General features: G+C 67.4%; 11 protein-coding genes. 5 read left to right on the plus strand and 6 right to left on the minus strand.

Annotated features, from left to right (window positions below; translation table 11 throughout):
* Positions 1 to 50: 50 nt before the first annotated feature.
* The gene (locus LL236_RS13515) at positions 51 to 2183 is read right to left on the minus strand and encodes a DEAD/DEAH box helicase (protein ID WP_228179352.1); all 2133 of its coding nucleotides are present in this window, start codon (positions 2181 to 2183) and stop codon (positions 51 to 53) included.
* Between the two features lie 296 nt (positions 2184 to 2479).
* Here LL236_RS13515 and LL236_RS13520 point away from each other — a divergent pair, with 296 nt between their 5' ends.
* The gene (locus LL236_RS13520) at positions 2480 to 3400 is read left to right on the plus strand and encodes an aldose 1-epimerase family protein (protein WP_228179353.1); all 921 of its coding nucleotides are present in this window, start codon (positions 2480 to 2482) and stop codon (positions 3398 to 3400) included.
* Here LL236_RS13520 and LL236_RS13525 read toward each other — a convergent pair.
* The 3 genes from LL236_RS13525 to LL236_RS13535 form a co-directional block, all read right to left on the minus strand.
* Positions 3388 to 7065, minus strand: coding sequence for an efflux RND transporter permease subunit (locus LL236_RS13525; protein WP_228179354.1), 3678 nt, complete (start codon positions 7063 to 7065; stop codon positions 3388 to 3390). The two genes, LL236_RS13520 and LL236_RS13525, sit on opposite strands and share 13 nt — an antisense overlap.
* A gap of 103 nt (positions 7066 to 7168) precedes the next feature.
* Positions 7169 to 7543, minus strand: coding sequence for a CrcB family protein (locus LL236_RS13530; RefSeq protein WP_228179355.1), 375 nt, complete (start codon positions 7541 to 7543; stop codon positions 7169 to 7171).
* Positions 7540 to 7941: a fluoride efflux transporter FluC gene (locus tag LL236_RS13535; RefSeq protein WP_228179356.1), complete on the minus strand. Its 402-nt coding sequence runs from the start codon at positions 7939 to 7941 to the stop codon at positions 7540 to 7542. Before LL236_RS13535 ends, LL236_RS13530 begins: the two co-directional genes overlap by 4 nt.
* 176 nt (positions 7942 to 8117) lie before the next feature.
* On the opposite strand from LL236_RS13535, the gene LL236_RS13540 reads away from it, so the two are divergent.
* Positions 8118 to 8279: a hypothetical protein gene (locus LL236_RS13540; protein ID WP_228179357.1), complete on the plus strand. Its 162-nt coding sequence runs from the start codon at positions 8118 to 8120 to the stop codon at positions 8277 to 8279.
* Positions 8280 to 8356: 77 nt separating this feature from the next.
* Here LL236_RS13540 and LL236_RS13545 read toward each other — a convergent pair whose 3' ends face one another.
* Entirely contained in the window at positions 8357 to 9130 is a 774-nt protein-coding gene (locus tag LL236_RS13545; RefSeq protein WP_228179358.1) for a MerR family transcriptional regulator, read from the minus strand.
* 139 nt (positions 9131 to 9269) lie between these two features.
* Here LL236_RS13545 and LL236_RS13550 point away from each other — a divergent pair, with 139 nt between their 5' ends.
* Both LL236_RS13550 and LL236_RS13555 read left to right on the plus strand, forming a co-directional pair.
* Positions 9270 to 10121, plus strand: coding sequence for a DUF4097 family beta strand repeat-containing protein (locus LL236_RS13550; protein WP_228179359.1), 852 nt, complete (start codon positions 9270 to 9272; stop codon positions 10119 to 10121).
* Positions 10121 to 10735 (plus strand): PadR family transcriptional regulator, encoded by a 615-nt coding sequence (locus LL236_RS13555; protein WP_228179394.1) that lies wholly within the window; start codon positions 10121 to 10123, stop codon positions 10733 to 10735. The genes LL236_RS13550 and LL236_RS13555 overlap by 1 nt, the downstream gene beginning before the upstream one ends.
* A gap of 99 nt (positions 10736 to 10834) precedes the next feature.
* On the opposite strand, the gene LL236_RS13560 is transcribed toward LL236_RS13555, so the two are convergent.
* Positions 10835 to 11377 (minus strand): universal stress protein, encoded by a 543-nt coding sequence (locus LL236_RS13560; RefSeq protein WP_228179360.1) that lies wholly within the window; start codon positions 11375 to 11377, stop codon positions 10835 to 10837.
* Between the two features lie 175 nt (positions 11378 to 11552).
* On the opposite strand from LL236_RS13560, the gene LL236_RS13565 reads away from it, so the two are divergent.
* Complete coding sequence (locus LL236_RS13565; RefSeq protein ID WP_228179361.1) at positions 11553 to 11738, plus strand: DUF3073 domain-containing protein; 186 nt, start codon at positions 11553 to 11555, stop codon at positions 11736 to 11738.
* Positions 11739 to 11756: the final 18 nt, after the last annotated feature.

Consider the following 11756-nt stretch of genomic DNA (forward strand, 5'->3'; position numbering starts at 1 on the left):
CCTAGCGCAGGGTGCCAGAGGCGCGGGAGTGCCGGGAGTGGTGCGGCGCGTCAGGCGTCGACGTCGGCGAGCTGACGGCCCGCGATCTCCTCGAGCAGGTCGTCGCCGATGCGCGCGTCCTCGAACGGCGCGTCGATCTCGGCGCGGTCGAGCATCTCGGTCATCCGGCGACGACGCTGACGCGTGATGAGCGTCACAACGCGGCCCTCACGACCGGCCCGCCCTGTGCGACCCGAGCGGTGCAGGTACGTCTTGTACTCGTCGGGAGCATCGGCCTGAACTACCAGGTCGATGTCATCGACGTGGATGCCGCGCGCGGCGACATCCGTGGCGACGAGCACCCGCACCCGCCCCGAGGTCAGCTTCTCGAGGTTCCGCGTGCGCTTGGCCTGGTTCAGGTCCCCGTGCAGCGCGAGGGACGGGATGCCGGCGTCGTCGAACTGCTCCGCGAGCATCTCGGCGTACGCACGCGTGCGGGCGAACACGAGGGTCTTGCCGTCGCGGTCGACGAGCGAGGTCAGGATCTCTGCCTTGTCGCGGTGGTCGATCACGAGAACACGGTGCTCGATGGTGCTCGAATCCTGGTCCTCGCCAGCAACCTCGTAGACGGCGGGCTCGACGAGGAACTCGTCGACGAGCGCGGCAACTTCACGGTCGAGCGTCGCCGAGAACAGCAGCTTCTGACTGCCGTCCGCGGTGAGGCGCAGGATACGCTGCACCGGCTCGAGGAAGCCCAGCTCGCACATGTGGTCGGCTTCATCCAGGACCGCGATCCGAACCTCGGAGAGGTCGAGTTTGCCCTGTTCGACGAGGTCTTCGATGCGGCCCGGCGTGCCGACGATGACGTCGACGCCCTTCTTGAGGGCACCGACCTGGCGCGCCTGCGGCACGCCACCGTAGATCTGCGTCGTGAACAGGCCGACGCTGCGGGCGATCGGCTGGATCGTCCGGTCGATCTGCAGCGCGAGCTCACGCGTGGGAGCGAGAACCAGAGCCTTGGGAGAGCGACCGAACTCACGACGGCTTCCTGCCTGCGAACGCAGAATGCTCTCCACGAGCGGGGCGCCAAAGGCGATGGTCTTGCCCGAGCCGGTGCGGCCGCGGGCTAGCACGTCGCGTCCCTCGAGGATCGGAGCGATGGTCGCAGCCTGGATCGGGAACGGCGATGCCGCCCCCAGCTCGGCGAGCACACGGACGATGTTCTCGCCGAGCCCCAGGTCACCGAAACCGACGCCCTCGACAGCGTCAGCCTGAACGGCCTCGGCCTGCAGACGCTCGTGGACGACATCCACGTGCTCTTCGTGGGCAGCCGTGCGCGTCGGAGCGTTCCAGTCGGAGCGGTTTGGACGGTCGTCGCGACGCGGACGATCGTCACGACGTGGACGATCCCCGTAACCGGCGCGGTCGTCACGACGGGGGCGGTCTGCGTAGGAGGGTCGGTCATCGCGACGCGGACGGTCTCCGTAGCGGTCCTGGCTCTCGCGCTGCGGACGGTCGTCGCGGCGCGCGCGGTCGCCATAACCACCGCGGTCATCCCGACGCGGACGTTCACCGTAGGCGGGGCGATCGTCCCGACGCGGACGATCGGAGTAGCGGTCCTGCTGCGCACGGTCATCCCGACGCGGACGCTCCGAGTAACGATCCTGACCCTCACGCTGCGGACGGTCGCCGTAGGCGGGGCGGTCGTCACGACGGGGACGATCCGAGTAGCCGGTGCGGTCATCCCGACGCGGACGGTCACCGTAGGACGGGCGGTCATCCCGACGCGGGCGATCCCCATACGAGGGGCGGTCATCCCGACGCGGACGGTCACCGTACGACGGACGGTCGTCCCGACGCGGACGGTCATCGCGCGAACTGCGGCCATAGCCACCGGAGCGCTGGCGGTCATCGCGTGCGGGACGGTCATCGCGGCGCGGACGATCGTCCCGGGCGTGGGTACGGATGGCGCGGGCCTCATCGCGACCTGCGCGCTCCTGCGCGGTCCAGCGACGCTTGGGCGCCGCGTCCGACTCTGCAGTCTCGGGGCGGTAGCCGCGGTGGCTGGGGCTCTTGCTGCCGGGCTTTCCGGCCGACGACGTGCCAGGGCGACGCTTGCGGTCCTGATACGCGGTCTTCTCGCCGTAGCGCGGTTCGAAGTTCTTGGCTGCGCGGCCGCCGGCCGGCTTCTTGCTCTTGGGCATGGGTGTGTTCTTCCTGGGTTCTCTCGCACGAGAACAGCAGTCGAGACGCGCTCGACAGGCCCGGACTCTCTTGGCCGGGGGCCATTCATGTGATGGTCATGCACGCCGATCGGCGCTCACCATCGGCCCCAAGGACTCACAAACCCACTCGCCATACATGGCAATGTCCAGAGCCGACCTATCCAGCGTACAGGCTCACCCTGGGAAACCCCCGCGCCGCGGCAACCACGGCAGGCAAGGTCGGATGCATCACCCACGGCCTCTAGCATGGGCACGACGCCCGCCGAGGAGGACCCATGCCCGACATCCGCCACGACCCCACCGGGGAGCAGTTCCACCTCTCGAGTGCCGACGGTCGCGTGACCGCGCACCTCACCCAGGTGGGTGCGACGATCCGCGGGCTCACCGTCGATGGCGTAGACCTCATCGCACCGTACCCGCAGGGGATGCCGGCGCCCGCGGCATCCGGAACCGTGCTCGTGCCGTGGCCGAACCGCGTCCGCGATGGCAAGTGGAGCCACAACGGCACCACCTACCAGCTGTGGATCACCGACCCGTCGGTCGGGGGCGCATCGCACGGGCTGCTGCGCTTCATGCCGTACACGGTGGCCGAGCAGTCCGGCGACCGGCTCACGCTCGCGGCCACAGTCTTTCCCCAGAGCGGCTACCCGTTCCAGCTCGACACGACAGTCACCTACGCGCTCACTGCCGACGGCATCGAGGTGACCCACGTCATCGAGAACGTCGGCACGGATGCCGCACCGGCAGCCCTCGGCACCCACCCGTACTTCACGCTCGGCGACGTACCGACAGCCGACCTGATGCTCACCTCGCCGGGCGCGAAGATGCTCGTGCTCGATGACGCGCTGATCCCGATCGACGAGGTGCCGGTGGATGCGGCATCCGACCTGCGCAGCGGTGCCCGCCTCGGGGATGTCTCGCTCAACACCTGCTACACCGACATCGCTCGCGACGCCGACGGGATGCTGCGCCATCGGCTCAGCGCGCCGGATGGCCGGACCGTCACGATCTGGCAGGGCCCGGACCTCGACTACGTGCAGGTGTACACAACCGACCGCTACCCGAACCGCGAGTTGGCTGTCGCTATCGAACCGATGAGCGCGGTGCCGGACGCCCTCAACTCCGGTCGAGGTCTGCGCTGGCTGGCGCCGGGCGAGACCTGGACCGTGAGCTGGGGAGTCTCCTACTCGGGCTGACGACCGTTCTCGTCGTCGTCCGTGTTCTCGGCGGCGGGATCGGTCGGCTCAGCGCCGTCGGCTGACTCCGGCGACGCTGGCTCGGCATCCGCGGACGCCGCATCATCACCGTCGGCGGCAGCCTCGGACTCTGCGGTGTGCCTATCGGCTGCCACGTTGTCGTCGGGCTCGTGCTCACCAGACTCCGCGTCGGCGGCTTCGGGCTCGGAGGCTTCGGCCTCGACGGCTTCCGGCTCACCGGCGTCGGGAGCGACAGTATCCACGTTGTCCTCGCCGACGTCAGTAGTTGAGCGGTCAGCATCGCCGGACGCGGGCTCAGCGCCGTCGACGGCCTCCTCCGCGGCATCCGAGTCAGCCGAGGTCGGTACGCCATCTGTCTCAGGTGTGTCGGTCGCGGCCTCGCTCACCTCGTCGGGCTCCGCCGGCGCCTGGATCGGGATCTGGCCGGTCCGCAAGGCTTCACGTTCGCGCAGCTCACGGCGCGTCAGCGGCACGTCCTCGGCACCACCCGCGCCAGCACCGCCCGCAGCGCCCGCTACCCCCGCGAGCGCGAGTGCGCCCTCGGCATCCGTTTGCCCCGGCCTCGCCGCGCGCTTTGCCTGCCGCCGCTCCTTCGCGCCCTCGACGAGGTTGTAGAGCGTCGGCAGGACGAGCAGCGTCAGGACGGTGGACGAGATGAGTCCGCCGATGACGACGATCGCGAGCGGCTGCGAAATGAATCCGCCCGTGCCGGTGATCCCGAGTCCCATGGGAGTGAGCGCGAGGATCGTGGCCAGCGCGGTCATCAGGATTGGGCGAAGACGCCGCGTACCACCGGCGATCGTCGCATCGTGGGCACTCAGGCCCTTCTCGCGGTACTGGTTGACGAGATCGACGAGAACGATGGCGTTCGTGACGACGATGCCGATGAGCATCAGCACACCGATGAGCGAGGCGACACCCAGCGGGATGCCGGTGACGATCTGCAGGAGGATCGCTCCGGTCGCCGCGAACGGCACCGAGATGAGGAGCAGCAGCGGCTGGCGCAGCGATTTGAAGGTCGCGACCATGACGACGTACACGATCAGGATGGCCGCCAGCAGCGCGAGCCCCAGCTGGCTGAAAGCGTCAGCCTGGTCGGTTGCGACACCGCCGAGGCTAGCGCGCGCGGCCGAGGGCAGGTCAGCCGCGTCAATCGCTTCCGTGACGGATGCCGTCGCCTGCGAGAGGTTGTCGGTAGCCGGCGTGACCGTGACTGTCGCGGTGCGCGTGCCACCTTCGGTGGTGATCGAGGTCGGCCCCTGGGCCTCTTCGACAACTGCGACATCCGACAGTGGCACAGGCCCCTGGGCGGTGAACACCTGCAGGTTGCGCAGTTCGTCGATCGTGGTCGGCGGGTCGTTCGCGGCGAGGTAAACCGTCAGCGAGGTGTCGTCGACCTCAACGCTGCCGATGTTCTGCGGTTGCATGGTGCTCGACACGATCGCGCCCACAGCGACTTCCGACAGGCCGAGCGACGCTGCCTTGTCGCTGTCGACCCGGACCGAGATGAAGGGCAGGGATGCTGACAGGTTGCTGGTGACCTGGCTGACGTCGTCGAGGTCGCTGAGGCTTGCGACCACGGCATCCGTCGCCTCTTGCAGCGTTGACGCGTCGGGAGCCGTGACGTCTACCTCGATGTCGGTCGAGCCGAAGCCGCCATTGCCTCCCGCCACGGTGATCTCACCGACATCGGGAATCGCCTCGACGGTGTCCTGTACTTCCTGACGAAGGGCTACCTGGTCGACGCCTTCCTCGGTCGTGATGGAGTAGGTGATTCCGCTGCCGCCGCCGGTGAAGGCATCGCGCAGCGCATTGCCGCTGGAGCCGATGGAGACCTGCACGGTCTCGATGCCCTCGATGCCCAGCAGAGCCTCTTCGACCGGCTCAGCGGCCGCGGATTCGGCTTCGAGACTCGGCGCCGGACCGATGTCTTGGGTCATCGTGAACGTGTTCTGCCCGGAATCACCGAGGAAGTTCGTCTTCATCAGGGGCGCGGCGGCGATGGTGCCGACGAGAACGAGCACGGCAAGACCGAGGGTGACCCAGGAGTGCCGTAGCGTCCATCGCAGGATCGGGGTGTAACCGCGCTGGAGCCGATCGAGAGGAGCTGCCGGGTTCTCGGGGTCGATCTCGCGCCCGTCCTCATCGAGCAGCGGCTTGCCGGGCTTGAGGAACCAGTAGGCCAGCACGGGCACGATCGTGAGCGCGACCAGCAGCGAGGCGAGCAGTGCGATCGTCACGGTGAGCGCGAACGGCCGGAACAGTTCTCCGGTGACGTCGCCGACGAAGGCGATGGGCAAGAAGACGGCGACCGTCGTGATGGTCGAGGACGTGATCGCCGACCCGACTTCCTTGACAGCCCGCACGATCGAGGTCAGCTTGTCGGCCTTGCCCACGTAGTGGCGCCTGATGTTCTCGATCACGACGATCGAGTCATCCACGACCCGGCCGATCGAGATTGTGATGGCCCCGAGTGTCAGGATGTTCAGCGAGTACCCGAACGCCTGCAACCCGATGAATGTGATGAGCACGCTCGTCGGGATCGAGATCGCGGTCACGAGCGTCGCGCGGACCGAGAGCAGGAAGAGCAGGATGACGAGCACCGCGAACAGCAGGCCGAATCCACCTTCAACGGCCAGAGTCTCGATCGACTGCTCGATGTAGGGCGCCTGGTCGAAGACAACGGTGAGGGTGACTCCGTCAAGCTGCTGCTCGAGGTCGGGCAGGATGTCGAGCACGCCGTGCGAGACATCGACGGTGTTGGCTGCCGGGAGCTTCGTGATCGCGATCGTCACCGCCGGCTCGCCGTTCACGCGAGAGATCGTCGCGACGGGGTCCTGGCCCTGCTCGACGGTGGCGACGTCGGCGATCGTGACCGTTCCGGCCTGGAACTGCTCGGCATCCGTGGGAACGAGCGGTAGCGCCGCTACCGCATCGACGGAGGTGATCTTCGAGCCGGTCTGCACCGTGAGGGTCTGCTCGTTCTCGGTGATCTGACCGCCCGGGAAGAGCACGCCGTTCTGGTCGAGAGCGTCGCGGATCGCCTGTTGCGTGTAGCCGGTCGCGGCGAGCTCTGCCGGGTCAGGCGTGATCGTGACGCGCTGGCCGGTGCCACCGACGATCTGCGCGGCGTTGACGCCGTCGACATCCTCGAGCTCGGGGATCGCGACGGACTCGAGTGTCGCCTGGATGGTCTGCTGGTCGTCGTAGCCCGTGACGGCGATCTGGATGACGGGGAAGTCGTCGATGCTCGCCGAGAGCACGTTGGGTTCGACGTTCTCGGGCAGCTGCGACGAGATCCGGTTGATCGCTTGCGTGATCTTCTGCTCGGCAGTGCCGAGGTCGGTGCCGTAGGTGAACGACGCCTGCACGATCGAGGCGTTGGTCGTGCTGGTCGCGGTCGTCGACTCGAGGCCGGGGACGGCCTGGATGGCGGTCTCGATCGGCGTCGACACGTCGTTGGCGACGACTTCGGGGGAGGCTCCCGGGTAGGTCGTGACGACGATGAGGGCCGGGAACTCGATAGACGGGATCAGTTCCTGCTTCAGGTTGGTCAACGCGAGGCTGCCGAACAGGGCAGCGACGATCGTGACCAGCGCGATGAGGGCGCGGTTTTTCAGGCTCAGGACGGCGAGTTTCGACACGGTGGCCTTTGCTGTGCTCGGTGCGGTCGGGACGCGACGATACGCGGGTGTATCGTCCCCATCTTCGCACGGTGATTCCGGGGGATATCCCGAAAAGTCCCGATCAGCTCGACGCGGCAGCGAGCGCTCCGCCGAGCGCAAGCCCGCCCGCGGCGGCGGCGAGCGCGAGCACGAACGTTCCGACGACATTGACGATCGCCATCCGCCCCCGCCGCTCTTCGGCCAGCAGCAGTGTCGTGACCGAGACGGCGCTGAAGGTGGTGAAGCCTCCGAGGAGACCTCCGCCGATCACGAACTGCAGATCAGCGGGGGCGGCAGAGCCGGTGAGGATGCCGAGAGCAAACGACCCGACGACGTTGACAATGAACACACCCCACGGCGGTCCCCACCAGCGCAGGATGGCGACGTCAGCGCTGTAGCGCAGCGCCGCGCCGACGCCGCCGGCGAGCGCGCCCAGAGCGAGCAGGAGCGGACTCATACTGAGTGTCCATGCGCTGACGTCGGCCGGGGGCGGGCTATCCACAGTCCCGCGGCGGCAGCCGCAAGCCCGGCGAGCACGGTGACCACCGCCAGCGGCAGCGATGCCGGGTCCACCGCAAGCACGGCGAAGCTCGAGTACGTCGTGAACCCTCCCATGACGCCCACGCCCCAGAAGGTGCGCATCCTCGTGGCGCGGGCGGGGTCGGCCTGGCGTTCTGCCATGCCGGTGACCACCCCGAGCAGGAACGAGCCGACGATGTTGATGAGAGGGATGGAGAGCCACTGGATCGACGGATCCTCGACGAGCAGAACGGCAAGTCGCGCCGCAGTTCCGATCGTGCCCCCGGCGAACACCAGCCAGAGGTGGACCCCCGAGAAGCGCGGTCTGGTCGCCATCGGCCCAGGCTAACGCTCCCCCGCGTCGTGTCACGTTCCGCAGGGCGTCCATACCGGGTTCGCCGCCGGGAAACAACCCCATTGTGGTGCGGCCGCGACAGTGAAATCGTCACGGCGTGGCGAGTGCGCCCGACACGCGTCGGGCATGCTCCCGGACGTCTAACGAAAGGTGCCCCATGAACATCGCACTGCTCCTTGTCATCATCATTGCTGTCGTGTTGGCAATCGTCGGCGGCCTCAACAGCGCCCTGAGCTGGCTGCTGTGGGTTGCCCTGATCGTCGGCGTCATCGCTCTCATCGCCTTCCTCTTCAGGGTGATCAGCGGCGGCAGAAGCTGACCGCGTAGCCCGAAAACGGATGCCGCGCTCCTCGGGGGAGGGGAGCGGCATCCGTTTTTCGTGTCGGCCGTGCACGTCTACAGGCGGGAGTTCACGTACTCCGCCAGCGCGTCTCGCACGAACTCGGCTCCGCCGTTTCCGCCGCCGGATGTCGCGTAGTTGGCCGCGAAACGGGGGTCGGCTACATACATCTCCGCGAGCCCCAGGACGTAGGGCTTCAGCCCGGCTTCGCCCTGATGGGCCGGGGTGCCGGGAATGGCGCGCAACCATGCAACATGGCGCTCCGCGAGAGCCTGTGCCTCGGTCGAGCCTGGCTCGATGCCAGACTCAGCCGCCGCAACCCAGTCCCCGGCGAGCTCGGCGCTCGTGTTCTTCCACGCAGCCTGCTGCTCAGTGCCGAGCGAGCGCCACCATGAGTCTGAGCGCGAATACGCTTCCGCGCCCCAGCGCTGCTCGACCTCGTCCTTGTAGACGGTGTGGTCGAAGCCGTCGAACATGTCGTCGTTCATCATCGATTCACCTCCCTCCCATGCCGTGATCGTGGACTCCACCGCGGCGATCTGCCGCGCGAGCCTTTCCTGCTCGGAACGGAGCCACCCGATGTGGGTGCGCAATGCCTCCGCGGGGTCCTGTTGCGCGTCAAGCACCTCGGCGATGTCGCTGAGCGCGAGACCGAGGTCTCGCAGAAGCAGAATCCGCTGCAGTCTCACGAGCGCCTCGGGTCCGTAGTAGCGGTATCCGTTCGCTCCCGTGCGCGTGGGAGACAGGATGCCGATGGCGTCGTAATGCCGCAGGGTTCGCGTCGTCACGCCCGACCGCTGTGCTACCTCGTGGATGCTCCATTCCGTCATGGCATCCACGGTAGAAGTTGACGTTGCGTCAATGTCAACTCGTCGCTCGTGGACACTTGTGCAACGCGATATAACGCGTTATTCTCAAATCGCGTTATATCGCGTTTGATCTTTCATGTGACCCTGAACGGAGCGGACCGTGACCCTTGAGAAGTGGCTCATTCACCCGGGAGAGACGCGCGTCATCGACCTCGACGACGTGCGCACCCTCAAGATCGGCCTCGTCGGTGGCCAGGTTGATGTCGTCGCCCACGACGAACCCGGGGTGCGAATCGAGGTCTACGGGGTGACCGTCAAAGACCTGCGCATCGAAGCAACCGGCGACCTCGTCGAGATCGACCATCCACAGCTGCGCTGGGACAACTTCCTCGAGGCGTTTCGCAACTTCGGTTCCGGCGGCCCGAAGGCAGAGGTCAGCGTCGCTGTCCCCCGATCGGTGGCTTTGAACCTCGGGGTCGTGAACGCGAGCGCGCTCGTATCCGGTCTCGAGGCCGGGGCTCGCCTCAACACGGTGTCGGGCGACATCATCGTCGATGGCCTCAGCGGCGACGTGACGGTCAACGCAGTGTCGGGGGATGTCCAGATCCGGGACCTCACGGGCACCCTGTCGGCGAACAGTGTCTCGGGAGATGTCGCTGCGACCGGCAGCATCCGCAAGGCGACGATCGACACGGTCTCGGGCGACATGCTCGTTGACACGACCGGCAATGCGCACGCCATCAGTCTCAACACGGTGAGCGGCGGCGCTACCATTCGGCTCGATGAGGGGCTGCCGGCGAACTTCGTCGTGCGCAGCGTGAGCGGTCGCGTCCAGATCGATGGCGTCATGCGGTCGGGAAGCGGCGTGACCAACTACAGCGGCTCGACTGGCGAGCTCAGCGGGTCGTTCGTCGATGTGCGCACGAACTCCGTTGCCGGCGGACTCACGGTGCTGCGCCGTTCCGCCGCGTCGGAGCCGGCGGATGCCGCGAGCGAGGCGGAGGGCCTGTGATGGCCCCGGTCTTCTCTCACGGCGACCTGCGCCTGTACCTGCTCTCGCTCCTGGACGAGGGGCCGCGGCACGGCTACGACATCATGCAGGCCTTGTCGGATCGCACCGGTGGGACGTACACACCCAGCGCCGGCACCGTCTATCCGCGGCTCGCGAAGCTCGAGGAAGAGGGTCTGGTCACCAAGACCGTCGACGGTCGCAAGACGATCTACGAGATCACGGATGCCGGCCGCGCCGAGGTGGCCTCCCGCGCCGGTGACCTCAGAAGCATCGAGGAGGGGCTTGCCGATTCGGTGCGCCTGATCGCCGACGAGGTGCGCGGATCGGTACGCGAGGCGATGAAGAGCCTGCGCGCCGACCTCGCCGCCGCAAGCCGGGCCGAGCGGCAGGACCGCAGCGAGCAGGTGCGGGATGTCACCGACGACCTGCGTTCGATCTCGCGGGAGCAACTGCACCGCGCAGAGGTTGCCATCAGCGAGTTCCGCGCCCAGGTACGAACCGATCTGCGGACGCACGTCGCCAAGGGCGGCACCCTCACGGCATCCGTCGTCGACGAACTGGCAACCGGCCTCGACGAGGTGACCCGCGCCATCACCCGCTCACTCCGCGGCTGAAGCTCACAGGGGCAGCGCACGCGACCCGCTTGCAGGATGAATCCGCCTCCCCGCGCGTGGGGGGCCGTGAAAGGCCGGTCGATCCTGCGTTCGGGCCGGTCAGCTGGTCGGCCAGAGGTCCTCGTCGTCAGGCGCCGGCTCCCCCAGCGGAACGACGAGGATGGGGCGCGCCTGCCGATGCGCGAGGCGGGCAGCGACCGATCCCGTGAAGAACTCTCGGATCGACTCGCCGATGCCGCGCTTGCGGGTTCCGACAACGAGCAACCGGGCATCGATCTGCTCCGCAAGATGCTTGAGGGCCAGCGCCGGGTCGCCGACGAGCTGATGGATACGCCACTCGACGTCGATTCCCTCCAGCGCGTGAGCGACTGACGCGCGCACGAGGTCGAAGTCGGCCTCACCGGGAGCGATGTTCACATCGATCGGTGCGGAGTGCACGTATCCGTCGGGATCCTCGTACGTGACGAACCTGGTGACATCGACGTGCGCCACAACGAGGGGGGCCTTCATCATGGCGGCGTACTTCGCGGCTTCCTTCACGACCCGAGGATTCTGGTCGGGGACGACCCCGACGATCACCGCGCCGCGGACCGCCTCCGCGTCCAGGGGTGCCGTTGTGAGCTCCGGTCGTTCGTCCGCCATCTGGATTCCCTCCTCGACATGCGGAGCCGAGGGGCGCACAGCCGCGGGCCCTCGAGGGCTCCGTGATATTCTGAATGCTACTCTTCCCGGCGAAAGACCGGATTCGTGAATGCACGGGCTGCGGAGTGCGGAGACCCGCGCTTCAGCCCGCGGGTCAGAAATGAGGGGGTCTCGCATGGGGCGTGGCCGTCAAAAGGCGAAACACACCAAGATCGCCCGCGAACTCAAGTCCTACAGCCCGAGCGTCAACTATGCGGCGCTCGAGAAGGAACTGGGTCACCCGTCCGACGATGATCTGTACGTCGACAAGTGGGCCGATGAGTTCGACGACGAGGATGACGAACTAGACGAGACCGCCTGAGCGCGGCTCGTCCCTTCA

This window comes from Microbacterium schleiferi, from assembly GCF_020781975.1.
Lineage (GTDB): Bacteria > Actinomycetota > Actinomycetes > Actinomycetales > Microbacteriaceae > Microbacterium.

What these genes read in the sequence shown, in the direction of transcription:
- LL236_RS13555 (WP_228179394.1), top strand. Translation starts at nt 10,121, where the DNA reads ATGGCCCCGGTCTTCTCTCACGGCGACCTGCGCCTGTACCTGCTCTCG.
- LL236_RS13560 (WP_228179360.1), bottom strand. Translation starts at nt 11,377, where the DNA reads ATGGCGGACGAACGACCGGAGCTCACAACGGCACCCCTGGACGCGGAG.
- LL236_RS13515 (WP_228179352.1), bottom strand. Translation starts at nt 2,183, where the DNA reads ATGCCCAAGAGCAAGAAGCCGGCCGGCGGCCGCGCAGCCAAGAACTTC.
- LL236_RS13545 (WP_228179358.1), bottom strand. Translation starts at nt 9,130, where the DNA reads ATGACGGAATGGAGCATCCACGAGGTAGCACAGCGGTCGGGCGTGACG.
- LL236_RS13540 (WP_228179357.1), top strand. Translation starts at nt 8,118, where the DNA reads ATGAACATCGCACTGCTCCTTGTCATCATCATTGCTGTCGTGTTGGCA.
- LL236_RS13520 (WP_228179353.1), top strand. Translation starts at nt 2,480, where the DNA reads ATGCCCGACATCCGCCACGACCCCACCGGGGAGCAGTTCCACCTCTCG.
- LL236_RS13565 (WP_228179361.1), top strand. Translation starts at nt 11,553, where the DNA reads ATGGGGCGTGGCCGTCAAAAGGCGAAACACACCAAGATCGCCCGCGAA.
- LL236_RS13530 (WP_228179355.1), bottom strand. Translation starts at nt 7,543, where the DNA reads ATGAGTCCGCTCCTGCTCGCTCTGGGCGCGCTCGCCGGCGGCGTCGGC.
- LL236_RS13535 (WP_228179356.1), bottom strand. Translation starts at nt 7,941, where the DNA reads ATGGCGACCAGACCGCGCTTCTCGGGGGTCCACCTCTGGCTGGTGTTC.